Raw genomic sequence first — 23,848 nt, forward strand, 5'->3', positions numbered from 1 at the left:
CGGGATGCTCTTCGGGGTCATCGACCTGCGGGCGGACATGACGATGTACTGGTTCGTCGCCGCCCTGTTCCTGGCGGGCTTCCTGCTGATCCAGCGCATCATCCGCTCCCCCTTCGGCCAGGTGCTGACGGCCATCCGGGAGAACGAGCCCCGCGCCACCTCGCTGGGCTACCGGGTGGACGACTACAAGCTGGTGGCCTTCGTCCTCTCGGCCGGGATCGCCGGGGTGGCGGGCGGCGCGAAGGCGATCACCGTGGGCATCGCCACCCTGACGGACGTGCACTGGTCCATGTCGGGCGAGGTGGTGCTGATGACCCTGCTCGGGGGGTTGGGCACCATCTTCGGGCCGGTGGTCGGGGCGGGGATCGTGGTGGCCATGCAGACCTACCTCGCCCCCTTCGAGGCCTGGGTGACGATCATCCAGGGCGCCATCTTCGTCCTCTGCGTCCTCGCCTTCCGCGCGGGCATCGTGGGCGAGCTGGGGCGGCTGCTGCGGGTGAAACTGTAGTCATGGAAAAGAGCCCCATGCCAAGGCGAGGGAGAGCCAGTATGGCACGGCAGCGCACCACCACCGGGAGCGATACCTGCCGGATCGCGTCGGGTGCCTTGCCGCGGCGCCTCCTGCTCGGTGCGGCTGCAGGGTCCGTCATATCTCGACCGGCTCGTGCACAGGCTTGGCCCTCGCGCCCGGTCCGCATCCTGGTCGGCTTTGCGGCAGGCGGCCCAACCGACATGATCGCCCGCCTCATGGCCCCCGAGCTGCAGTTCCTCTGGGGGCAGCCTGTCATCATCGAAAACCGCCCCGGCGCGAACGCCATCGTTGCGACCGAAGCTGCCGCTCGCGCCGCGCCAGACGGCCACACGCTGCTCCTCGCGGCCGGCAACCACACCACCAACCCCGCCGTCTACGCCCGCCTGCCCTACGACACGGAACGGGACTTTGCACCGGTGGCCGTCGCGGCTCTCGCACCCACCGTGCTGCTGGTGAACCCGGCCACCCCCTATCGGACCGTGGCGGAGCTCGTCGCCGCTGCGAAGGCGCGACCCGGCGCGATCGGCTACGCGACGTCCGGGACCGGTGGCGTCGGCCACTTCGCGGGCGAGATGTTGAAGCAGGCCGCTGGCGTCGACCTACCGCACGTTGCCTATCGCGGTACGGCCCCGGCGCTGCAGGACCTCGTGTCCGGTGTCGTGCCGGTCTCCTTCGCCACCCTCTCCACTGCCTTGCCCCTTATTCGGGATAATCGCTTGCGCCCGGTCGCCATCGCCACCGCGAGCCGCCTGCCGATGCTGCCCGGGGTCCCGAGCTTCGTCGAAGCAGGCTATGCGGGCTTCGAGGCGACAAGCGTCTGGTATGGCCTCATGGCCCCGGCCGGTCTGTCGCCGGACCTCGTTCGGAGGCTGGCGGACGACGCGGCGGCCGTCCTGCGTAAGCCCGAGCTGCGCGAGAAGTTTGAGGCTCAGGCCTGCATCCCAGGCGACGAAGGTCCCGCCGCATTCTCAGAGCGCATTCGGCGGGAGCTGCCGCTCTGGGAGGACCTCGCCCGCGCGTCCTCCATCAGGGTGGACTGACCAGCGATGAGCGACGTAACCCTTCCCCCCTTCTCCCGTGCCGTCGTGGTACGGCGCTTCTGCGACCCAGTGGCGGTAGAGCCCGTGCCAGTCCCGGATACGGTTGAGCCCGGCGCCCTTCTCGTCCGGATGCGCGCCTGCTCAATCTGCGGCACGGACGTGCATTTCTGGCAGGGGGAGTTGGCGCGCAAGCCGTCCCTCCCGACGATACTCGGGCATGAGATGGTCGGCCGCATCGTCCGGATCGGCGCAGGGGCGGAGCGCGACAGCATCGGCCAGCCACTGGCGACCGGCGACCGCGTCGTCTGGACACACACGAACTGCGACAGCTGCTGGTACTGCACTGTGGCGATGCAGCCGATGCTCTGCACAAACCGCCGCGTCTACATGCACCAGAGTATCGAAAAGCCGCCGTATCTTCTCGGCGGCTTTTCGGAATACGGCTACGTCCTGCCGGAATCCGGCCGTGTGCGTGTGCCGGACGAGGTGAGCGACGCTGTCGCTAGCCTCAGCAGCTGCGCGCTGCGCTCCGTGATGGAGGCTTTCGACAATCTTGGTGAGGTGCGGTCGCACGAGCACGTGGCCGTTCAGGGTGCAGGGCCTCTTGGAATCCTTGCGGCCGCCGTGGCCCGCATGGCGGGGGCACGAACCGTTTCCGTGATCGGAGCTCCAGATAGCCGACTGGTCCTGGCCCGCGACTTCGGGGCGACCCACGTCTTCTCCATCGCTGATACGAACCATTCCGACCGGTTGAAAGCCCTGCGGGATATGACCGAGGGGCGTGGCCCGGACATCGTGATCGAGTTCACCGGCCATCCGCCCGCATTCGTGGAGGGGTTGGAGTTGGTCCGCCCCGGGGGGCGTTATCTTACCGGTGGCCAGCTCGGCGAGGGGCAGACAACCTTTTCGCCCTCCCTGATCGTGCGGAAGGGACTGCGGGTCATCGGCACGCTCTCCGGCGGTGCGCGGGCCTACTGGCGCGCCCTCCAGTTTGTCGTGGCGCACCAGGACCGCATCCCCTTCGAGTCCATGATCACTGGTCGCTATACGCTGGACGAGGCGCCCGTCGCGCTGGAGCGCATGCGAAGGCTGGAAGAGATGAAACCTCTGATCACTTTCGACTGAGGGACGACAACATGATCGACCGCCCGCCTAACCACGAGGTCTTCGCATTGCGCTACTCCAGCAGCGCCATGCGTCCCCCCCGGATTAACTACAGTTTCCCTGACAGCCACGCCGTTGACGAGAACCTCGAGTTTTACGTCTGGGCGATCCGCGGGGGCGGACGCACGGTCATCGTGGACACCGGGTTCGATGAAGCCGTAGCCGGAAAGCGCGGTTGGCCGCTGCACCGCCGCGTGGACGAGGCGCTCAGCAGCATAGGTGTGGACGCTGCCACCACACCGGATGTCGTGCTGACCCATCTCCATCTGGACCACGCGGGTGGCACGGCGATGTTTCCAAAGGCGCGCTTCCACGTTCAGGACCGGGAAATGGCCTACTGCACGGGACGTTGCATGTGCCAGGGGCGGCTGCGCACGGCCTTCGAGGTGGACCATGTCGTGCAGATGGTGCGCTACGTCCACGGCGAGCGCGTGCGCTTCCATGACGGAACGGCGGAAATCTCCCCCGGGATCAGCCTGCACCTGGCAGGGGGCCATACCGGCGGGATGCAGGTTGTGCGCGTGCACACCGCGCGCGGCTGGGTGGTGCTGGCGAGCGATGCCGCGCATTTCTACAACAGCCTGACATACGCCAACCCCTATCCTGCCGCGCCGTCCTTGGCCGAAGCCCTGGAAGCGCTACGCCTATGCGAGGACTTAGCCGACAGCGCGGACCACATCGTGCCCGGCCACGACGCGCAGGTAATGAGGCGCTACCCTCTCATCGGCGGCGGAGCGGACGGGGTTCGGCTCGACCTAGTGCCGAACGTGACCGATCGGTGAGGAGTGGTAAAGGGCCGTCCCTCAGCGCGCCCGCCGCAGCAGGGCCCGAGCCTGCTCCACCACCGGCAGATCCACCATAGCGCCCTCGAAGGCAACGGCGCCGCGCCCGGCCGCCAGGGCCGTCTCGAAGGCCAGTACGAGCCGCCTGGCCCGTTCCACCTCCTCCGGACGGGCCCCGTACTCCTCATTGATCACGGCAACCTGGGCGGGATGGATGCAGCTGGCACAGGCAAAGCCCATGGCGCGGGACCGGCGCAGCCCGGCCCGGTAGGCCTCCAGGTCCTCGAGCCCCACGAAGGGAGCGAGGGAGCCGAGCGGCAGGATCCCCGCCGCGCGCGCCGCCATCAGCGTCCCGATCGCGATCTGCTGCAGGGGCAGCGTTCCCGGTTCTGCCTCCAGCTCGGCGGCCAGGTCCTCGCGTCCCGCGCCCAGCGCCACCAGCCGCGGGCTCGCCGCCGCGATGGCGCCCAGCAGCGGCACGGCGGACAGGGTCTCGACGAGGCCGATCAGCCGCACGGCCCCAGGCGCGCGCCCGTGCCGCGCCTCGGCCGCCTCCACGACCTCTTCTAGGAGTCGCAGGTGCTCCGGCCCCATCAGCTTCGTCAGGACAAGGGCGCCCACCCCGGCCGCCACGGCCGCGTCAATATCCGCAACGGCGAGGTCAAGCGGCCGGTTGATCCGCACCACGGCATCGCCCCCTCGCGCTACGGCTGGGACAGCCTCGGTGAGCGCCGCGCGGGCCTCGGCCTTGCGCCCGGGCGCGACGGCGTCCTCCAGGTCCAGGAGGCAGCGTCAACTTGCCGGCGAAGGCGAGCAGGCTGACGGATAGGTAGCAGGATTGAGGGTGGTCAAGCCCACACGGCGACCCCGCTGATGTCGGACCACACCTCGAACGCGCGCGCCCTTGCAGCGCGGTACTCGCTGGCGGTGAGGTGGTCGCGGCGGTGATGAAAGAGGTTGTTGATCCCGTCGTGAGCGGCGAGGAAGCGCTGTGCCTGGCCGGCGGACTTAAACCGCTTCATCTGCCGCTCTCGTCTTCGCGTCGGCTGGTGGAAATTCTCCGCCCGGTTGTTCAGCCCCTTGTGCTGGCGGTGCTCGACGGAGGGCATCACCTCCTTCTTCGCAGCGCCGTAGCTTGCCAGCTTGTCGGTGATCATAGCCCGCGGTGGCCGCATCTGCCGCTTCAGCAGCTTCCTGAGTAGCCGCTTGGCAGCTTGCTTGTCCCTCCGGCCCTGCACCAGCACGTCGAGTACCATCCCGGCTTGATCGACGGCGCGCCAAAGCCAGTGCTTCACACCGTTGATCTTGAGGACGACCTCATCCAGGTGCCACTTGTCACCGGCCCGGGGCAGCCGGCGACGGATCTGATTGGCAAAAGCCTGGCCGAACTTGCGTCCCCACTGCCGCAGTGTTTCGTGGCTGACCACGATGCCGCGAAAGGCCAGCATCTCCTCCACCATCCGCAAGCTGAGCGGGAAGCGGAAGTAGAGCCATACCGCTTGGCTGATGATCTCGGCCGGGAAGCGATACCCGGCGAAGCTGGGGCAAGCGGCGGGGGCAGTCATGCCACCCGCCTACCGGTGCTGAGCCGCTCGGGCAAGCTGGCCGCCGGCCAACTTGACGATGCCGCCGCGGTGCTGTTCGAGCCCGCCACTAGCCGACGAAGCGATTGAGCCAGTCGATCATAGGCCCCGGGTTCCCGGGCAGGTAGTTGTAACCGTCGAAGCGCCGGTTCGTGCCCTCGATCCAGAGGAGTTCCTTCTGTTCGGTCGGCATGGCGTCGAAGATGGCCTGCACGTCGTCGGGCGTGGTCAGGGTGTCGTTCCGGACCTGCAGGAGAAGCGTCGGGACCGTCACGGCCGCGGCATAGGGCGGCATGTCCATGTCCTTCAGCTCCATGCTCGTCGCACGCCGCAGGGCGTCCGCCACCTCGGGGAGCGCGTCCGACATGCCCATGTGGCCGACGATCGTGCGGTAGAAGGCGCTCAGCGAGATCGGCTGGGGGGCCACGATCGCCCGGACGTCCCGGAACTCCTCCGGATGCTTGGCCAGGCCGACCATCGTGGCGTTCATGCCGCAGCATCGGCTGAGGAGGCCGATCTTCATCTCCCGCAGATCCGGGCGCGAGCGCGCGTATCGCAGGGACCCGACCACGTCGCGGTATTCGCGGATGCCGTTGCCGATCACGCCGCCGCTGCCCGCGGCGCTCCCGCCGAAGTTCCGCAGGTCGTAGGCCAGGATGTTGTAGCCCGCGTCGTGGAGATGCTTGTAGTCCGGCATGAAGTTGACTTCGATGTCGTTCCCGCTCGCCTTCCAGGCGTTGCCGTAGGGCTCCAGGTGGCCGGGAAACCCGTAGCGGTTGGCCCAGATCGGATGGTTGGCGATGATCAGGCGGTCGCTGTCGGCCGGGATGAACCACCCCTCGATCGTCACGCCGTCCATCGCGGGGAAGAAGACGTCCGAGTACGCCAGGCCATCGTCGGCCGGAGAGCGGAGGATGGGCGACCGCGGCGGGTTCACCATCGGCGAGACGAGGCTGGCGACCAGCTCGGCGCGGGTGGGATGGGTCGCAGCTTCGGATATCTGGGTCATGTCGGGTGCGTCCTCCTCGATGCTCAGCCTGTCCGGCTGACACCGCACTTCTGCGCCTTGCCGACCTGTCCGATAATGCGGCATGTTCCGCACGGGCTGTACGGAAATCCGGACAAGTGTCCATGAACCTCACAGACCTGAACGCCTTCCTCGCCGTCGCCCGCGCGGGAGGGTTCCGCGGCGCGTCCCGCAGTACGGGCGCGAGCGCGTCCACGCTGAGCGAGCAGGTCCGGAGGCTGGAGGAGCGTCTCGGCGTCCGCTTGCTGCACCGCTCGACCCGCAGCGTCACCCCGACCGAGGCGGGCACCCGCCTGATGGATCGTCTCGTCCCCGCCCTGGGCGAGGTGGATGCCGCCCTGGAGACCATGAAGGGCTTCCGCGACACGCCCGCCGGGAAACTGAGGCTCAACGTCCCCGTCGTCGCCGCGCGGGTCATTCTCCCGGGGATACTTCCGGCCTTCCTGGCCAAGTATCCGGAGATCGAGATCGAGATCGTCGCCGAGGACAGCTTCGTCGACGTGCTGGCCGCAGGATCCGACGCCGGCATCCGGTACGACGAGCGTCTCGAGCAGGACATGATCGCGGTGCCCATCGGCCCGCGTGTGCAACGCCTCGCCCTTGCCGCAGCGCCGGACTACCTCCGGACACGAGGGGAGCCCGCCCATCCTCGCGACCTCCTGAACCATGCCTGCCTGCTCGGTCGCTTCCGCAGCGGGGGATTGACGAGCCCGTGGGAGCTGGAGCGCGGGGACGCGACCGTGAGCATCGAGCCGCGCGGTCCCCTGGTCGTCAGCGTGGGCGGCGCGATGGATCTGGCCGTCGACATGGCCGTCGCGGGCGCGGGCATCATCGGCTTGTTCGAGGACTGGCTGCGTCCGCATCTCGACAGCGGCACGCTCCTGCCGGTGCTGCCGGATTGGTGGCCCTCCTTTCCGGGCCCGTTCCTTTATTACTCGGGGCGACGGCTCGTGCCGCCACCTCTTCGCGCCTTCCTCGACTTCATCAAGGAGCAGCCACGCGAGAGTTCGGGGTAGCGGTAGGCCGAGGCTCTTGATGGCCTGCTTGCTCCCGTTGCACTCCGTAGCTGCGGTGCTCCTCCCCCATCGCACATCGCACCTGCCGACCGCCGTCTTGGGATGGGGTTCCCGGCCTGGCGCCCGCAAATGCTCAAGGTGGGACGGCCTGATCAGCAGTGATCGACTTCGATGCAAGGGCGATCACGCCGAAGGGTTCCGCTTGTTCGAGCGTCACCATTCCGTCCTTCGCAAGTTCCAGCCCTGCGACGAAGGTGCTGGCCAGCGCCGCCCGGAGCCGGATGGGCCGGTCGGGTGCGTGGTGCGGGATCGTGGGCAGATGTCGGTTCTCCTTATCGAGGTCCTTCCTCATTCTCGGGGCACTTCGCTGATTAGAGGGGGAGCAGCCTGGCTCGGAGGAGGTCGGCTCCGGCTCGGCCGTACATGGCGCGCTTCAGCGTCTTGAGCCGGCTGATCTGCCCCTCGGTTTGGCCGTTGCTCCAGGGCATCGTAAGCGCGTTGTGCACGGCGTCCCGGTCCCGCTGCAGGGTCCTGGCGAAGCGCCGCATCGCGTCGATGCCGGATCGCTTAGCATCCTCGCACCACCCGTCCAGCTTCTCGGCGCGGCCGCCGCGCAGGATGCCGCGGAATCGCATCGCGAGTTGCCTCATTCCGGCGAACTCGGGCGAGGCGGTCTTCATGGCGTCCACTATGGACGCCTGACGGGCGGTCAGCTGGGTACGAGGCTTGATGCAGAGCGCGGCCGCCGTGAGCGGAGAAAGCGGCCGACCGGTGGTGGGGTCACGTGGCAACGGTTGGCCCGGTGGTTTGGAGCAGCCCATTGCCCCGTCCTCCTCCCGGCGGCGCCAGGAGGCGACGAAGCGCGCCAGATGCGTGTAGCAGCCCGTGTAGCCAAGATGTTTGATCTCGGTGAACAGGCGGGTTGCCACCGTGCAGCCCTCCGCCCAGCGTCGGGTGAGGTGGTCCAGAAAGAGGGACGGAGAGGCCGAGGTCGGGGAGGGAAGATTGCGTTTCGGAAGTGCTTCCAGCCGGATCCAGCGGTCCACACGTCGGCGGCTCAAGCCGAATTCCTGGGTGATCTCGGTGGCTGTCCTGCCGGCGTCGTAGAGGGCCCGTACTTGCCCGAACAGGTCCTCTCTGACCCCGTGCAGGCCAGCCCGGCTCTCCTCGATCTCAGCCGCGACCGATGCGCCAGGACGGAGCGGCCGGCCCAGGCGGCCCAACTGCTGCTCGATCCGCTCGCGCAAATTCTGGATCAGGTGGAAGCGGTCAGCCACCTGGGCCGCCTGTGGAGCGCCGGCCCGGGCGCCCTCGGCATAGAGACCGTGCCGGTCACGGCTGATCACCCTCACCTCCGGATGACCATGCAGCCAGTCTGCCGTGGTGGACGAGGAGCGGTGGGGCAGGACGTCCACGACTGCCCGTCGCTCGAGGTCGACCATAAGGGTCCCGTAGGTCTGGCCCTTGCGCCAAGCCCAGTCGTCGATCCCGAGGACCCGGACTTGGGACCCGGCGTTCTGGGCCGCCCAGCGCCTCAGGTACCGGAGTACGGTGTCGTCGCTCAGCGGTATGCCCAGGCAGGCCAGGACCCGCTCCGCCGGGCGGCCGCCCGCATTGTGGCCGAGGAGTAGAGCGAGGTTGGACAGGCGCCGTGTGAACCGGAGCCGCGGCTCCGCGACGCCGGGGAGAGGCTCAGCAAAGACCTGCCGGTCGCAGCAGGGATTCCGGCACCTCAGGCGAGCGGTCCTGATCTGGACTGTGACCCGGGCACCCTGCGAGGGGAGGTCCTGCAGGCGCCGCAAGTAGGTGCTGTGGCGGCTCTTGGACGGGGTGCCGCAGGCAGGGCAGCTCCCGTGACCCGGCCCTGCTGCGGAGACGACCCATCCTCCACCGCTGCTGCGCTCAACGCCGAGGACCTGAACACCCGCGAGCGGCGCCAGCCACGTTCTCTTTCCCATACCCTCGGCTCTCGCCGGCAGCCCGCAAGGTCAACCCGAATGCCTGCACCGAGAATGAGGAAGAACCTGGTTACGGATTACCGACAGCTGGCCTCGTGCCGAAGGTCGACACTCCTTCCGAGTGCTGGCCTCGAACAGCCTGCGGGACCACCGAAATGCAGCAGATCAGGGACACTTCGCGTTAGACATCGGCCATGCCCCGGCGTCGGCACCCCGCAACACAGCGCGTTCCAACACGTTCCTGGCCACCATGACAGCCCAGACCGGACCCCGCCCCACAGAGCTGCCCACCGAGTTGGAGGTGAAGTTCCAGCTCCCGCCGGGCACCGACGCCACGATCGCCTCCCACCCGGCTCTCGCTTCAGCGGAGCCGGCCCTATCGGAGCAGGAGGAGACGACCACCTACTTCGACACGCCCGACCGCGCCTTCCTCCGTTCCGGGGCGAGCCTGCGGGTCCGGCGCATCGGCCGACGCCGGGTGCAGACGCTGAAGCTGCGGGACGGGCTCGGCCCTTTCAGCCGCGGCGAGTGGGAGTGGAGCGTCCCGGCGGACCGCCCGGAGCTGGCGCATCTCGCCTCCACGCCGCTCGCCGGGTTGGCCGGAAGCACCGAGGGGGTCTCCGCCGTCTTCACGGCCCAGGTTCGACGCTCCGAATGGCTGCTGCGGACCGATGGCGCAGTCATCGCGGTCACGCTCGACCTCGGCGCCATCCGGACTGGCGAGGCGGAGGAACCGATTTGCGAGCTGGAATTGGAGCTGAAGGAGGGCGAGGCGCTTCGGCTACTCCGGCTCGCGCAGGCGCTGCAGCGATCCATGCCCTTGCTGCTCGGAGCCGAGAGCAAGTCGGATCGTGGCTGGCGGCTGCTGACCGGCGAGCCGCGGCCGGTGGAGAAGGCGCAGGATCCCGTGCTGCCGGAAGGTACCAGCGCGGCCGAGGCTTTCCGCCGCCTCACAGGCGCGACCCTCGCCACGCTCGTCGCCAATCAGCCTGCCGCCACGTCCGGCATGGTCGAGGGGGTGCACGCGATGCGGGTCGCTATTCGCCGCCTGCGCGCGCTCCTCGCCCTGTTCCGTCCGCATCTGGCCGAGGAGCCGGAGGAGCGCTTCACCGCGGAGTTGCGTGCCTTGGGGCAGGTTCTCGGCGAGGCGCGGGACTGGGACGTGTTCTGCACGCAGACCCTCGTGCAGACACTCGACGACGGGGTGGACGAGACTCTGATCGTACCGCTGCGGGAGGCGGCCCTGGAGAGAAGGATGGAGGCCCATGAGCGGCTCCGCGCCGAACTTCGCACGCCCAGGCTGACCGGGCTGATTCTCGGGCTCGTGACCTGGGCCGAGGACCCGGCCGCGCTCTCCGGCGAGGCGGATGGTGGCGCCCTGGCCGAGCCCCTGGTCGACCTCGCACCGGAGTTGGAGAGGCGCTTGGCCCGGCAGGTGCGCCGGCGTGGACGCCGCATCCGGCATCGGTCCGTGGAGGAGCTGCACGACCTGCGCAAGGCGCTGAAGAAGCTGCGCTATGCTGTCGAGTTCCTGGCACCGCTCCATAAGCCCGGGCAACTGAAGTCCTTCCTGCGCCGCTGCAAGAGAATGCAGGAGCAGCTTGGCAGCTTGAATGACGCGGTCGTGACCGTGTCGCTGGCCGAGCAGCTGGGTGCGGACAAGGACGCGGTCGCGCCAGCGGTCGAGGCGCTGAGATCCTGGGCGGAGAGGCAGCACGAGCGGTCGGACGCGCATCGTCGCAAGGCTTGGCGCTGCTTCAAGGACGCTGGTCTGCCTGCGATCGGTGCCGCCTGAGCAGCCTGACATAGGCAAGCTGAGGCTGCGCTGATGCACGCCGTGTGCACCTCGATCGGCCCGTACTCGCCCGCGTGCTTCCATCCCCATCAGGGAGACGCGTCGGAAGTGCCGCCTGCACCAGCCAGGCGGCAGCTCTGCGCCCACAACGGTCCTCCAAGTGGCTCAGCGGCGTTCCGCGAAACGGGCGCGTACCTCCGAGTGCTGGTGGAGCGGGTTGGATCGGCGGCCGCCCGCCCTGGGCCGGGGTCGTGGACAGGACCCAACAGACACCAAGTTGCGGCCACTGTGAGGATCCGCCGGACCGCGCTGGTGAGAGGACGGCTCGACATCAAAGTGCAACACCGGTTCTTGTGAGACGCGTGATAGAGCCGTCGGCACACGACAAGGACTTCGGCATGGTGGACGACTTAGCGCACCGGCCGAATCTGTCGTTGCCAAGGCTAATCCTGGAGCGCCGCGGCCAGGTCTCGAGGCGCTGGTGGTGGAGCGTGATCGGAGAAGGACAGATACTTGCGCGAAGCAAGCGGTCCTACGCCACCATCAATGACGCGATCGAGGCAGGGAACCCTCCGCTGGAAAGGGTGCGAACGGAGCCGCCGCCCAGGCCCTGAATCTCGTGGCCCTGGGGTGGAGGTGATGGACATGATCTGACCAGAGGTGGCTAAGTCGCCGGGCTTGAGGATGAGTCCCATGAAGCCTGGAGATCTCATGCGCCCGGATTGGGCGCTTCCTTTCTGGCGCTCGCCCGAGATGAGGAAGCGGCGTGTCTCCCCCCAGTCCACGTTCACTGTCAAGGACGATGATCCGCCGCCCGAAGAGGAGCCGGACAGTATCCGGGTAGAATTCGACGGGCAGTGCTGGGACGAATGGCTGCCGCGCCAGCTCTTCGTGCTCGCAATCTAAAGTCCGTAGATCATACAACCTTTAGTTGCTGGCCTTTCGCCGCCGTTCCTCATACCTCGCGCCGGCAACCACAGTGGAGTTTGCTTGTGAGGACTCTTGAGACCCGAACCCTGGGTGTCTGCCGCATCCAGATCGCGGAGCAGAGCGCCATGGGCTGGACGGTCATGGTGTTCCCCCCAGACAGCAAGAAGCCGCTCATCCTCCAATCCGACCAGCCCACCGGCCTCGCTCGCCTGATCGAGCAGGCGGAAGCTCGTGCCGGCGCCCTCTCCGCCGGACGAGCCGGCTGACCTGAAGAAGGCGGCCCCGTCTCGGGACTTTTGCTGGCCTTAAGAGGACGACCACCGCAGCCTATGTTCCGGCGGCCTGACCTTCCTTGGACAGGCTGTTCCTGAGAGGGCCGCAGTTCCAGATCGTACCTTCGTATGCTGACCACCAGTTGCCGGGCCTGGACCGGTGCGGATCATCGCCCCGGTCCCCCTCAGGCTTCTGGCCCGGGCTAATCGGTCGGCGGGGCGGCAGCGGCGGAGACCCAGCGTGCGAGTACAATTGTTCGTGCTAACCGTCTGCGGAAGAGTTCCTGTCCCGGTCGGCACCGCCGACCTCCCGGAGAATTTGATCGAACACCTCCGCCGCGCCAGGCACCCGCAAGCCACCTTCATCAGCTTCCCTGTGCCCGGGATGGGCCTCTGCAAGGCTCGATGGGAGGGGGATGAGATCCGGTCCGTGCTGGTGCCGTCTCACGAAGCCGCGCAGCTGTGGCCAGACTTCAGACAAGCAGCAGGTTGAGGAAGGGGCGCCCATCGTCACTGTATTCGCGTGAGCTGCAGGCATGTGGCCCATCCTTGAGCGATGATAGCGGGACATTGAAGAGGGGACGGCCGTCCTCGGACAGCCGCCCCGCCGATCCGGTCGGCGCTGCGCTGCTCGCCTTCCTGGGGCCGATGGTCGCCAGTTCCTTCGTGCGGCTGCACGGTGCCGGAAGCGGGCTGCTGACCGTCGCGGGCGGCACCCTGCCGCCCCAAATGTTTGGCCCAGCGGGCTATGGTCTGCGGACGGGGCTGCTGGCGTTACCCGCACCTGCTGCAGAGCGGGCGCCACTCCTCTTCGCCCTGGTGCTTGACGGAAGTGGGCCGCACGTCGCGCTGCTGCCGTTCGGTACCCTCGTGGTGCTCCCCTGTTCGCGTTGCTTATACTCGCACGCCGAAATCGCGATCCGGATGCAGGTGGAGCACGGCAAGCGGGTTGAGCGCCCGGTTCGAAGCGGCGCGCGATGTTCGCTTCCCCGCGCCCCGATCCCGACAGCGGCCGTGCCGCTAACGTCGAGACGCGGTCACGGCCGCTCTGCGCCCTGCGCTGTCCCGCCGCGAGCTCTTGTCACATCCGGGAAGCGGATATTCACCCTGATCGCGAGAAATATGCGTCTCAAAGCCACTTCGCCCGCCGGAAGCGGATGTAGAGGGTCACGCAGAGGAGGGCGATGACCGCGAGGACCACGAAGTATCCATAGGTCGTCTTCAGCTCCGGCATGTTCTCGAAGTTCATGCCGTAAATGCCGGCAATGGCCGTAGGCACGGCCAGGATCGCGGCCCAGGCCGCCAACTGCCGCGTGATCTCGCCCTGGCGCTGCTGCTCCAGCAGCGCGCTGACCTCGAAGACCGAGGTGAGAACTTCCCGCAGCCCGTCCACCATGGCCTGGACGCGCCGGACATGGTCCAGGACGTCGCTGAAGTAGGGCCGTGCCTCGACGTCGACGCAGGGCATGTCGAGCCGGGCGAGCTTGCTGCAGACCTCGCTCATCGGGCCCAGGATGCGCTGGAAGCGAAGCATCTCGCGCCGGAGCCGGAAGATCCGTGCCACCTGGTCGCGCGTGAGGGAGGTGTTCAGCGCCTGCTGCTCCATCGCGAGCACTTCCTCCTCGATCGCCTCGACAATCGGCAGGTAGCCGTCCACGACGAAGTCCAGCACCCCGTGGAGCACGTAGTCCACGCCCTGGGCCAGCAGGGCCGGGGAGGCCTCCAGCTGGCGGCGCAGTTCCTTGTGGGCGCGGGCCGAGCCGTGCCGGACGCTGATGATGTGGTGCTTGCCGACGAAGACCGCGGTCTCGCCGTAGCGGATGCTGTCCTGCTCGAGATGGGCCGTGCGGACGACGACGAAGAGCTGGTCGCCATAGACGTCCACCTTGGGAAGCTGGTGGGCCTTGAAGGCGTCCTCGACCGCGAGGGGATGCAGGCCGTACTTGTCCTGCAGCACCAGCAGCTCCTGCTCGGTCGGGTCGAGCAGGCCGATCCAGACGAATTCCGAGCGGTCGCCGATGCAGGGCGTCGGCTCGTCGATGGCGACGGGCCGCACCCGGCTTCCGTTCTGGTAGAGGTAGGCGGCGACGACGCTCATCAGGGCCTCGGGAAAGCTTGCGCCAGGGTCTCAGCAAGTGGCCCCGGCGCCAAGCCTTGCCGGATCCCTAGAAAGCCACCCGCGCCCGCAGCGCGAAGAGCGTCACCGGTCCCCGGTCCCGGTTATAGGCGGGGTTGAAGACCTGCTGCACGTCGAGGGCAAGGTTCACGCCCGGGGCGACGGCCGCGTCGTAGAAGGCCTCGATCGCGTATTCCGGCCCGCCGCGCAGGGCGCCGTCGCCGGTGATGAAGCCGATGCCGCCGGAGGCGAGGTACTGGCGGCGCCCGGCGGAGGCCCAGCCGACATTGCCTGCCAGTCCCACCGTGTCCTCCGGGCGGTTCCAGCTGGCGCCCTTGAGGGAGAGGCCGCCGGAGATGGCGCGGTCCATCTCCGTGAACATCCAGTTCTGCGTGCGGCCGTCGTTCCAGGACAGGCGGGCGAAGGCGCCGAGGTTGTCGGCGATCTCCTGCTCCAGGTTCAGGGCCAGCATGGCCTTGGTGCGGTAGTTGCGCGGGTTCAGCTCGAAGTCCACGGGATTGACGGGATCCAGCAGCTCGCCCCAGCTCGACTGGCGGGTGCGGGAGAGGCCGGCGATGACGCGCACGGCGCCGGGGCGGCCGCCGAGGCGGGTGAAGCGGTCCACCTCGCCCAGCAACTGCCAGCCGCGGGTGATGGAGGGGTCGAGGAAGAGGCCGTTCACCCGGCGGGCCACCTGGAAGGCGCCGGCGCGCAGGCCCCAGGTCCCGTCCTCCCACTCCGCCGCCGCACCGATGGTCCAGCCGCGGGCGTCGGCGGCGTAGTCCACGGCGCCGGCACCGACGAGAGCCCAGTTGAGGAACTGGGTACGGGCGTCATGGGAGTAGCTGTTCCTGTCGAAGATGTCCCAGACCGACATCTTGCCGACCGTAAAGGTCAGCCGCTCCCGCGGCAGGGCGCCGTCGAAGCGCAGCGGGTCGTCCTCGCCCTCCACCGTGTCGTCGGAGAGGGCGATCGTCTGCCGGAAGAAGGCGCGGGGGACGAAGATGGTGGGCTCGGTCGAGCCGAGGCGGAAGGCCTCGTTGTTCGGGAAGGCCGCAACGCCCGTGGAGTTGGAGAGGCCGAAGCCGCGGGTGACGGAGACGTCCACCACCGCCTCCGCCCCGTGCCAGAGGCGGCGGCCGATGATGAGGTCCGAGGAGAAGGTGTTCGCGGCGGAGGCCTCGGGCTTGAGGCTGCCCGCGCCCTGGTAGGGGGAGCGGAAGCGGGGATGTCCCTGCAGCACGAAGGTGGCCTGGCCGTGGACCAGCCAGCCCTCCTCCTGCAGGGCCTTCAGCTCCCGGGCGATGCCGGGGAAGATCGCCGCTCCATCGTCGCCGCCGCCGGGCGAGCCGGCCTGCTGAGCGCTGGTGGTGGCTGTGAGAGCTAAGGCGAGAAGGGTTCCTCTGAAGACGCTCAGGGCTGAGCGAGACAGCGCGGTGCAGGCCATTCGAATGTTTGCTCCTGCCAAACAGCGTAGCAGGTCCGACTTCTACAATATGAAACTTCCTCTGCCAGATGCCACATGCCGCAGGGCTGCAGGTTGGCTTCAACTCCACGCATGCTTCGAAGCGGAATGGCAGCTTCCGGCCAGACCTATCCACCCCACCTCGAGTGACGGACTTTTGATCCCCGGCAGCCGCCCCGGGCTCTGGGCGTGCATCTTGAGACCGGCAGCGACTGCCGGATGCCGGACGGGAGGAGGGCTGTCACATGGCTGAAAAAATCTTGTGGGACGCGTTCCACGAAACGCTCAAGGATGTTTACTACGCCGAGAAGCAGTCGGTCCGGGCTCTGAAGAAGTCCGCCAAGGCGGCAAAGGCGCCGGAGCTGAAGGATGTATTCCTCCAGCACGCCGAGGAGAGCGCCAATCAGGTCGAGCGCCTCGTCCAGGTGTTCGAGATTCTCGGCAAGAGCGCCAAGGGAAAAGACCAGCAAGGCGATGCAGGGCCTGACCGCCGAGATGGAGGGGGACCTGGAGGAATTCGGGGACACGGAGGCGGCGGACGACGTGCTGATCGGCTGCGCCCAGGCCATCGAACATTATGAAATCGCCCGGTATGGCCTGCTCAAGACCTGGGCCCGCAAGCTCGGCCTGAGCGGCAACCAAGGCTGCTGAATTCGCGGCCGGATCCCGAGCGGTCGACAGCGGACAGAGTTCCATCTCGCGAAGCGGTCGTAGAGTTTTTGTGTGGCTCGTATTCGGCTGGGCGTTGCGCCAGCACCGTCCCTTCCGGCTGATTTGGATGATGCTGTTAACGCCACCTTGGTATCGACCTGCTGCACCCCATACAGGAGCGGGAAATACGGCGCGATACGCCGGATGAGATGCGAACCTTGGTACGTACCTTCCAGTTGTTGCTCCCCACGGGTCTTAATCCACCCTGCCTCACGAAGCCTTGGCCAAGAAAGCTTCATCAAAGTCACACGGGCGTTGCAAGTCTGCCCGGTTAACCCACCGTCCATTCGCGGTTCCTGCCGATATTCAGGTGAAGAGCCCACCGCGGACGGGAGAAGCCAACATGGCAGGGACTGAGATCCGGGTAGCGACCTTCAACGCGTCGCTCAACCGCAACGCAGAGGGCGAGCTGGTCCGCGACCTCTCCACCCCCGGCAACCTCCAGGCGCAGACGGTCGCCGAGATCATCCAGCGCGCCGCCCCGGACATCGTCCTCATCAACGAGTTCGACTACGTCTCCGGCGACAGGGCCCTCAACCTGTTCCGGGACAACTACCTGGCCGTCGGCCAGAACACGCTCGGCCTCGCCGATGGCGGCGGGCAGGCCATCAATTACGGCTACGCCTTCACCGCCCCGTCCAACACCGGCATCGCCACCGGCCTGGACCTGAACAACAACGGCGTGGCGGTGACCACCCTCGGCGCCCCGGGCTACGGCGACGACGCCTTCGGCTTTGGCAACTACGCCGGCCAGTACGGCATGGCGATCTACTCCAGGTACGAGATCGTCTATGAGGACATCCGCACCTTCCAGACCTTCCTCTGGAAGGACATGCCCGGCGCCCGCCTGCCGGACGACGCCTCCACCGCCGCCCCGGACGACTTCTACTCCGCCGAGGAACTGGCCGTGCTGCGCCTCTCCTCCAAGTCCCATTGGGACATCCCCGTGCGGATCAACGGCGAGATCCTGCACGTAATCGTCGCCCACCCGACCCCGCCCACCTTCGACGGCGCCGAGGACCGCAACGGCCTCCGCAACGCGGACGAGATCCGCTTCCTCTCCGACTACATCACCCCCGGCCGGGGCGACTACATCTACGATGACGAGGGCAACGCCGGCGGCCTGGAGGCCGGCGCCCGCTTCGTCATCATGGGCGACATGAACGCCGACCCGAATGACGGCGACAGCGTCGACTCCGCCGCCCTCCAGCTCCTCCAGAACCCCGTAATCGACGCCAGCATCGTCCCCACCTCCGCCGGAGCCGCCGAGGCGGCCGCCGCGCAGGGCGGCGCCAATGCCAGCCATACCGGCAACCCGAACCAGGACACCGCGGATTTCGCGGACGGCGCGCCCGGCAACCTGCGCGCCGACTACGTCCTCCCCTCCGCCGCCGGCCTCACCCCCGTGGTGGGCCAGGTCTTCTGGCCCGTAGCCGCCGACCCGCTTTTCCCGCTCGCCGGCAACTACAGCCCCACCCTGCCGCCCAACGGCTTCCCCGCCTCCGACCACCGCCTCGTCTCCATGGACCTGCAGATCGACCCGGTCTTCGACACCCTCTCCGGCGACGCGCCCGAGGTGATCGCCCATCGCGGCGCCAGCGGCACGCGCCCCGAGCACACGCTGGAAGCCTATCGCGAGGCCATCCGCCTCGGCGCCAAGGTGATCGAGCCCGACCTTGTGCTGACCAAGGACGGCGTGCTGGTGGACCGGCACGAGCCGATGCTGAGCGGCACCACCGACGTCGCCGACCACCCCGAATTCGCCGATCGCCGCACGACGAAGGTGCTGGAGGGCGAGACGGTCACCGACTGGTTCGTGGAGGACTTCACCCTCGCCGAGCTGAAGACCCTCTACGCGCGGGAGCGCATCCCGCAGCTGCGCCCCGACAATACCGAGTTCAACGACCAGTTCCGCATCCCGACGCTCCAGGAGGTCATCGACCTCGTGAAGCAGGTGGAGGCGGAGACGGGCGAGAAGATAGGTATCATCCCCGAGACGAAGCACCCCACCTACTTCGAGTACAACGGCGTCTACGCCGACGGCACGAGGATCGGCGTGGACACCAGCGAGCTCCTGATCGACACGCTGGTCGCCAACGGCTTCACCGACCCCACCCGCGTCTCCATCCAGTCCTTCGAGATCGCAAATCTGATCGAGCTGCAGACGAAGATCATGCCGGCCGCCGGCATCGACATCCCGCTCGTGCAGCTGATGTACAACAACTACTCCCCCGACATCGCCTTCCACCTGAACCCCGCCAACGCGGCGCTGGGCGCGGACCCCTCGCTCTTCGACGGCTTCGACTTCCCGCTGACGGCGACGACGGTGGCCGAGGTGGGCGGCGGCGGCCTCTACTCGGCCGAAGCGATCAAGGCGATGGCCGACCTCTACGCGGACGTCATCAGCCCCTACAAGGAGGACGTCTACGCCTCCACCCCGCTCGCCACCCCGGTGGAGTATGACGGCGACGGCATCCCGCTGATCTCGGCGCAGCTGACGGGCGCGGAGATGGACATCGTGAAGTGGGCGCATGACGCCGGCATCGAGGCGGTGATCTACACGCTCCGCGACGAGGAATACTTCTCCTTCCTCAACCCCGACGGCACGGTGCAGCGCCCGGCGGAGGAGTACCTGAAGGTCATCGCCTCCGGCTTCGACGGGCTCTTCACCGACTTCCCCGGCACCGGCGTATCGATCGTGGACCAGCTGCGCGCGGGCGACGGCGCCATCTCCGTCCCCGGCGCGATCTCCACCACGGGCGGCGCGCCGCGCGGCAACGACATAGTGGTGCTGGACGTGGACGGCCTCACCGCCGCCAAGGGCAGCACCGGGATCGACACCGCCATCTACGCCGGGGAGGACCGCCTGAACCTCGCCTCCACTGTGGAGAACGCGGAGCTGCGCGGCGCCTCCGGGGCCGATATCATCGGCAACGCCCTGGGCAACAGCCTGCTCGGTGGCAGCGGCGACAACCGCCTCCTCGGCGGCGCCGGGGCCGATACGATGGCGGGCGGCGCGGGCGACGACGCCTATCAGGTGGACGATGCCGGGGACGTGGTCGTGGAGGCCGCGGGCGCCGGCTACGACCGGGTGACGGCGCTGATCGACCACACCCTCGGCACCAACCTCGAGAAGCTGATGCTGGAGGGCGCGGCGCGCGTCGGCACGGGCAACGACCTCGACAACCGCATCCTCGCCAACGAGGCGGGCAGCAGCCTCTACGGGCTGGGCGGCAACGACGCGCTGGTCGGGCGCGGCGGGGACGACCTGCTGGCGGGCGGCACGGGCCTGAACCGCCTGACCGGCGGCGGTGGTGCCGACCGCTTCCGCCTCGACGCGCTGGGCACAGGAAACGAGAGCCGGATCCTCGACTTTGTCTCGGGCGAGGACCGGGTCGAGCTGGACACCACTGTGTTCACTGCCATCGGCTCCGCCGGCGTGATCGCGGAGGAGGCCTTCGGGGTGGGCCGCACGGCCACCACCGCCGCGCAGCGCGTCCTCTACGACGGAGCGACCGGCGCCCTCTACTACGATGCCGACGGCGCGGCCGGAGCCGCCGCGGTCCGGATTGCCTCCTTCGCCGGCAACCCGGAACTCATCGCCGCGGATATCTGGGCCGCCTGACGATCCGGAACGGGCATGGCCGGAGCCGTCCGGCCATGCCCCGCTCGGGCGGCATCACCCCTCCGGGCGCTCTGGGCCTGCCCGGCCCGGCCAGCGAAGAAGGCGCCGCCGTCCATCCAGCACGATGGCGTCGGAAGTGCGACCGGCCGCTGGAGCCGGAAGGCCGAGGCGGACCGCCATCGTGCCTCCCTGCCGTCCGTTACAGCGCGGCGTTGGTGGACCGGAGCCGATGTGCCAGTTCAGCCATCGACCACCAGGCAAAGTGGGGCACCTGCTCCACGGCGAACCGGAACTTCCGCGCGTCGAGCGCGGCAACCTGACAGGCTTTCCGTGCCTCGGCAGTGACCGTGCGGGGCTCGTCGTCGAGGAGCGAGACGATGCCGAGGGCCTGGCCCGGTCCGACCGTCTCGATCACCACCTGCCCCCGGCGCACCTCCACCTCTCCCTCAAGGAGGACGTACATGCAGGTCGGCCGGTCTCCCTCGCGGAAGATGAGATCCCCGGGCGCGAAACTGAGCACGACGCCGAGGGATCGGGAGATCTGCCGCACATCCAGTGATTTCTCGAGAAAATCGAGCATCGCTGCCTCCAGGATCCTGTTCTCGATTATTTGCAGTTCTGTGACGACTTGCCAGGCGGAAGTGGCCCCGGACCCTTTTCAAGGTGACGCGAGTCACCCCTCGGTCCTGGCGACGTAGGGAAGCGGGAACTCTAGGCCGGTCCCGCCCAGCTGTCACAAACCTGTCTTTTGCGCTCTTCACATTGTCCCGGTAGCCGAACGGTCAGAGCGGGCCAGGGCCGGTCAGTGAGACCGGCCATCGCCCCCCAAGGCAGCGGAAATCGACCCCGCTGGAACGGAGCGCACCCATGCTGAGGCGCAGCGCTTCCCGTCTTCTTCTTGCGATGCTGGCGGCCATGTCCGTCTCCCCCGCCTGGGCCGATGGCTTCGCGGGCGCCGGCTCCACCTTCGCCCACCCGCTCCTCGCGCGCTGGGGCCAGGTCTACACCGCGCTTCAGGGAGAGGGCGGCAGCGCCTTCGGCGCGGATGGCGGCTTCGACTACGAGCCCGTGGGCTCCATGGGCGGCATCATGCGGGTGCTCCAGCGCGCGGTGGATTTCGGCGCGACCGATGTCCCGATGCAGCCGGAGGAGGTGGAGCGGCACGGGCTGGCGCAGTTCCCGATCGCGACCGGCGGCGTCGCCGTGGTGGCCAACCTGCGCGGCACTCCGACCGGCACGCTGCGCCTCTCCGCCCCCGTCCTCGCCAGGATCTACCTCGGCGAGGTGACGCGCTGGTCCGACCCGGCCATCACCGCGCTGAACCCGGGGCTGCGCCTGCCGGAGGCGCCGATCGCCGTGGTCCACCGCAGCGACCGTTCCGGCACCAGCTGGCACTTCACCACCTATCTCGCCGCCGGAAGCCCTGAATGGCAGTCCCGCATCGGCGTGGAGACCCTGCCGCGCTGGCCCGTGGGAACCGGGCTGCGCGGCAACAGCGCCGTGGCGGACCGTGTGCAGGCCACGGAGAACAGTATCGGCTACGTGGAGGCCGGCCAGGCCGCGCAGCGCGGCCTGCCGGTCGCGCTGCTGGAGAACCGCGCGGGCCGCTTCGTCGCGCCCACCCTGCCGACCCTGCGCGCGGCCCTGGCGAGCACCCGCTGGGACCCGAGGAGGCACTTCGCCCAGGGGGCGACCGACGCGACGGGCGAGGACGCCTACCCCATCACCGCCACCGTCTTCGTTGTGGCCCCGCGCCAGCCCGGCACCGCCGCCCGCGGCCGCCACCTGACCGAGTTCTTTCGCATGGCGCTGACCGAGCGCGCGGGGGATGCGACAGCCCTCGGCTTTGTCCCGCTGCCCGAGGCGGTGGCGCGAGAGGTGTCGGAGTACTGGCGGTCCAGCATCAGCGGCGCCCGCTGAAAGCCCAGAAACACGCGCGGCGCCGCGGCGCCGTCCCGAATACCGGAAAAAGGCCACGCCCCCATGCAGGTTGACCTCTTCACACAGGTGATCGTGCCTGTGATCGGGGGGCTGGGCATTTTCATGCTCGGCCTCGAATTCATGGCCAACGGCATCCAGTCCCTGGCCGTGACCAAGATGCGCAACCTGCTGGCGCGGCTGGCCGGCACCCCGGCCAAGGGTGTGCTCGCCGGCACCGTCATCACCGGCGTCATCCAGTCCTCCACGGCGATGACGGTGATGGTCGTCGGCCTGGTGAACGCGGGGGTGGTCGGGCTGCGCCCGGCCATCAGCGTGATCATGGGCGCCAATATCGGCACCACCCTCGGCAACGGCCTCATCGCCCTGCCGCTCGGGCCGCTGGGCCTGCTGCTCGGCGGCCTCTTCGCGCTGGTGTACATCTTTGCCAAGTCGGACAAGGTGAAGAACATCGCGCTGGCCTGCATGGGCTTCGCGCTGATCTTCTACGGGCTGAACCTCATGACCGGCGGCCTGCGCCCGCTGCGCAGCATGCCGGAGGTGATGTCCGCCATCTCAGGCCTGAACGCCAGCACCTTCGGCGGCCTGCTGGCCTGCGTGGTGACCGCGGCGCTGATCACGGCGCTGATCCACTCCTCCTCCGCCACCATCGGCATCGTCATGGGCCTCGGTGCCTCGGGCGTGCTGGACTGGCAGACGGCGGTGGCCTTCTCCCTCGGCGCCGACCTCGGGACCACCATCACCTCCTGGATGGCCTCGCTCAACCTCTCGCGCAACGCCAAGCGCGCGGCCTACGCCCACATCTCCTTCAACATCATCGGCGTGCTGGTCACGATCCCGCTCTTCTTCATCTCCATGGATGTGCTGCGCTGGGCCATGGGCTGGTTCGGCGGCGACCCCGGCGTGCCGGTAGTGGTGAGCGGGCGCGAGACCTACCCGCTGGTGCCGGTCGCGATCGGCATCTACTCGACCTTCTTCAACATCTTCAACGTCATCCTCCTCTACCCCTTCATCGGTGTCTTCGAGCGCGTGCTGTCCCGCATCGGCCGCGACGCCTCGGAGGACGTGGAGGACTACTCCACCCCGAAGTACCTCTCCGCCGGGGCCCGCGCGGAGCTGCCCTCGGCGCTGCTCGCCGTGCAGCAGGAGATCGCGCGCCACGTGCAGGCCAGCACCCTGTTCATCGACACCGCCCGCGGCGTGCCCACCGCCCCGCGCGTGCCGGCGGAGCACCACACGGCGCTCGACATCCTGAACCGCGACATCCGCGCCTTCGCGGCCTCGCTCTTCGCGCCCAACCTGTCCGCGCGGCAGGCCGAGCAGGTGGCCAGCCTTGTCGAGGAGGCGGACATCGCCGCCAATCTCGGCGACATGCTCCACCAGGTGGCGCGGCGCATCCAGCGCGAGGAGTTCGCCCCCGAGGCGAAGCCGGTGGTGGACGCGATGCTGGACGGCATCTCCCGCAAGCTCTCCACCGCCATGGCCCCCGGCCAGGCCCCGGCGCCGGCGGCCCCCGCGGAGGTCGAGGGCAACGCGCTGATCGCGGCGCTGCGGGAGCGGACCCTGGCCCTCTACGCCGTGCCGCCGGACCAGCGCGGCGCCATGCTGGCCCTGCTGGGCAGCGCCGAGCGCGTGTTCCAGGCCGTGGACCGGTTGGAGGCCGAGCGCCGCTCCGTGCCGCGGGTTGCCGCGGTGCCCGCCTCGGCGCGGCCGGCATCGCCCGGCATGGGGCTGGAGCCGCTTCCCGCGGAGTAGAGTGCGGGAGGGCGGCATCACCCCCCTTTTTTTGCTCCGCGAAGGCGGCGTCGTGCCGCGCGCCTGAGCCCGGCGGTGGTGGCAGCAAGTTCCGTTGCCCCGCTGCCGGTGAAGGGTTCATGACCCCCGAAGCCGCCCC

The 23,848-nt window shown here is 68.5% G+C and carries 20 protein-coding genes and 1 pseudogene; 13 read left to right on the plus strand and 8 right to left on the minus strand.

Annotation, left to right across the window (positions count from 1 at the left end):
- The 4 genes from NRP21_RS27615 to NRP21_RS27630 form a co-directional block, all read left to right on the plus strand.
- Positions 1-508 (plus strand): branched-chain amino acid ABC transporter permease (locus NRP21_RS27615; RefSeq protein ID WP_257719472.1); only part of this gene is annotated, 508 nt, incomplete at its 5' end.
- Between the two features lie 224 nt (positions 509-732).
- Positions 733-1,572 carry a tripartite tricarboxylate transporter substrate-binding protein gene (locus NRP21_RS27620; RefSeq protein ID WP_257719473.1) on the plus strand — a complete coding sequence of 280 codons (840 nt, stop codon included), beginning with the start codon at positions 733-735 and terminating at the stop codon, positions 1,570-1,572.
- A gap of 6 nt (positions 1,573-1,578) precedes the next feature.
- Positions 1,579-2,697, plus strand: a complete 1,119-nt coding sequence (locus tag NRP21_RS27625) for a zinc-binding dehydrogenase (protein WP_257719474.1) — start codon at positions 1,579-1,581, stop codon at positions 2,695-2,697.
- Positions 2,698-2,708: 11 nt separating this feature from the next.
- Positions 2,709-3,518, plus strand: a complete 810-nt coding sequence (locus tag NRP21_RS27630; RefSeq protein WP_257719475.1) for an N-acyl homoserine lactonase family protein — start codon at positions 2,709-2,711, stop codon at positions 3,516-3,518.
- A gap of 21 nt (positions 3,519-3,539) precedes the next feature.
- On the opposite strand, the gene NRP21_RS27635 is transcribed toward NRP21_RS27630, so the two are convergent.
- The 3 genes from NRP21_RS27635 to NRP21_RS27645 all read right to left on the minus strand — a co-directional run bounded on the left by NRP21_RS27635 (position 3,540) and on the right by NRP21_RS27645 (position 6,110).
- Positions 3,540-4,301, minus strand: a complete 762-nt coding sequence (locus tag NRP21_RS27635) for an HpcH/HpaI aldolase/citrate lyase family protein (RefSeq protein ID WP_308219942.1) — start codon at positions 4,299-4,301, stop codon at positions 3,540-3,542.
- A gap of 65 nt (positions 4,302-4,366) precedes the next feature.
- Positions 4,367-5,083, minus strand: coding sequence for an IS6 family transposase (locus NRP21_RS27640; RefSeq protein WP_257719476.1), 717 nt, complete (start codon positions 5,081-5,083; stop codon positions 4,367-4,369).
- Positions 5,084-5,171: 88 nt separating this feature from the next.
- Positions 5,172-6,110, minus strand: a complete 939-nt coding sequence (locus NRP21_RS27645) for an alpha/beta hydrolase family protein (RefSeq protein ID WP_257719477.1) — start codon at positions 6,108-6,110, stop codon at positions 5,172-5,174.
- A gap of 122 nt (positions 6,111-6,232) precedes the next feature.
- On the opposite strand from NRP21_RS27645, the gene NRP21_RS27650 reads away from it, so the two are divergent.
- Positions 6,233-7,144: a LysR family transcriptional regulator gene (locus tag NRP21_RS27650; protein ID WP_257719478.1), complete on the plus strand. Its 912-nt coding sequence runs from the start codon at positions 6,233-6,235 to the stop codon at positions 7,142-7,144.
- A 133-nt stretch (positions 7,145-7,277) separates the two neighbouring features.
- Here NRP21_RS27650 and NRP21_RS27655 read toward each other — a convergent pair whose 3' ends face one another.
- Positions 7,278-7,496 (minus strand): hypothetical protein, encoded by a 219-nt coding sequence (locus NRP21_RS27655; protein WP_257719479.1) that lies wholly within the window; start codon positions 7,494-7,496, stop codon positions 7,278-7,280.
- Positions 7,497-7,515: 19 nt separating this feature from the next.
- Positions 7,516-9,102, minus strand: a complete 1,587-nt coding sequence (locus NRP21_RS27660) for an ISL3 family transposase (protein WP_456300254.1) — start codon at positions 9,100-9,102, stop codon at positions 7,516-7,518.
- 250 nt (positions 9,103-9,352) lie between these two features.
- Between NRP21_RS27660 and NRP21_RS27665 the strand changes: the two genes are divergently transcribed.
- The 3 genes from NRP21_RS27665 to NRP21_RS27675 all read left to right on the plus strand — a co-directional run bounded on the left by NRP21_RS27665 (position 9,353) and on the right by NRP21_RS27675 (position 12,093).
- A complete protein-coding gene (locus NRP21_RS27665) occupies positions 9,353-10,897 on the plus strand; it encodes a CYTH and CHAD domain-containing protein (RefSeq protein ID WP_257719480.1) in 1,545 nt (514 codons plus the stop codon).
- Positions 10,898-11,590: 693 nt separating this feature from the next.
- Positions 11,591-11,803: a hypothetical protein gene (locus NRP21_RS27670; protein WP_257719481.1), complete on the plus strand. Its 213-nt coding sequence runs from the start codon at positions 11,591-11,593 to the stop codon at positions 11,801-11,803.
- 86 nt (positions 11,804-11,889) lie between these two features.
- A complete protein-coding gene (locus NRP21_RS27675; RefSeq protein ID WP_257719482.1) occupies positions 11,890-12,093 on the plus strand; it encodes a hypothetical protein in 204 nt (67 codons plus the stop codon).
- Between the two features lie 1,135 nt (positions 12,094-13,228).
- Here the strand turns inward: NRP21_RS27675 and corA are convergent.
- The gene (gene corA / locus NRP21_RS27680) at positions 13,229-14,197 is read right to left on the minus strand and encodes a magnesium/cobalt transporter CorA (protein ID WP_257719483.1); all 969 of its coding nucleotides are present in this window, start codon (positions 14,195-14,197) and stop codon (positions 13,229-13,231) included.
- Between the two features lie 67 nt (positions 14,198-14,264).
- Complete coding sequence (locus tag NRP21_RS27685; protein WP_257719484.1) at positions 14,265-15,662, minus strand: carbohydrate porin; 1,398 nt, start codon at positions 15,660-15,662, stop codon at positions 14,265-14,267.
- A 263-nt stretch (positions 15,663-15,925) separates the two neighbouring features.
- Between NRP21_RS27685 and NRP21_RS27690 the strand changes: the two are divergent.
- The 3 genes and pseudogenes from NRP21_RS27690 to NRP21_RS27700 form a co-directional block, all read left to right on the plus strand.
- Positions 15,926-16,066, plus strand: a pseudogene (locus NRP21_RS27690) (DUF892 family protein); the annotation flags it as partial.
- 88 nt (positions 16,067-16,154) lie between these two features.
- On the plus strand, positions 16,155-16,331 hold the full coding sequence (locus NRP21_RS27695) for a YciE/YciF ferroxidase family protein (protein WP_257719485.1): 177 nt from the start codon (positions 16,155-16,157) through the stop codon (positions 16,329-16,331).
- A 403-nt stretch (positions 16,332-16,734) separates the two neighbouring features.
- Positions 16,735-20,016, plus strand: a complete 3,282-nt coding sequence (locus tag NRP21_RS27700) for a glycerophosphodiester phosphodiesterase family protein (RefSeq protein WP_257719486.1) — start codon at positions 16,735-16,737, stop codon at positions 20,014-20,016.
- A 199-nt stretch (positions 20,017-20,215) separates the two neighbouring features.
- On the opposite strand, the gene NRP21_RS27705 is transcribed toward NRP21_RS27700, so the two are convergent.
- Positions 20,216-20,596 (minus strand): cyclic nucleotide-binding domain-containing protein, encoded by a 381-nt coding sequence (locus NRP21_RS27705; protein ID WP_257719487.1) that lies wholly within the window; start codon positions 20,594-20,596, stop codon positions 20,216-20,218.
- 287 nt (positions 20,597-20,883) lie between these two features.
- Between NRP21_RS27705 and pstS the strand changes: the two genes are divergently transcribed.
- Entirely contained in the window at positions 20,884-21,936 is a 1,053-nt protein-coding gene (pstS, locus tag NRP21_RS27710) for a phosphate ABC transporter substrate-binding protein PstS (RefSeq protein WP_257719488.1), read from the plus strand.
- A 63-nt stretch (positions 21,937-21,999) separates the two neighbouring features.
- Positions 22,000-23,709: a Na/Pi cotransporter family protein gene (locus tag NRP21_RS27715; RefSeq protein WP_257719489.1), complete on the plus strand. Its 1,710-nt coding sequence runs from the start codon at positions 22,000-22,002 to the stop codon at positions 23,707-23,709.
- The last annotated feature ends 139 nt before the right edge of the window (positions 23,710-23,848 follow it).

Source organism: Roseomonas populi, assembly GCF_024594815.1.
Taxonomy (GTDB): domain Bacteria; phylum Pseudomonadota; class Alphaproteobacteria; order Acetobacterales; family Acetobacteraceae; genus Roseomonas; species Roseomonas populi.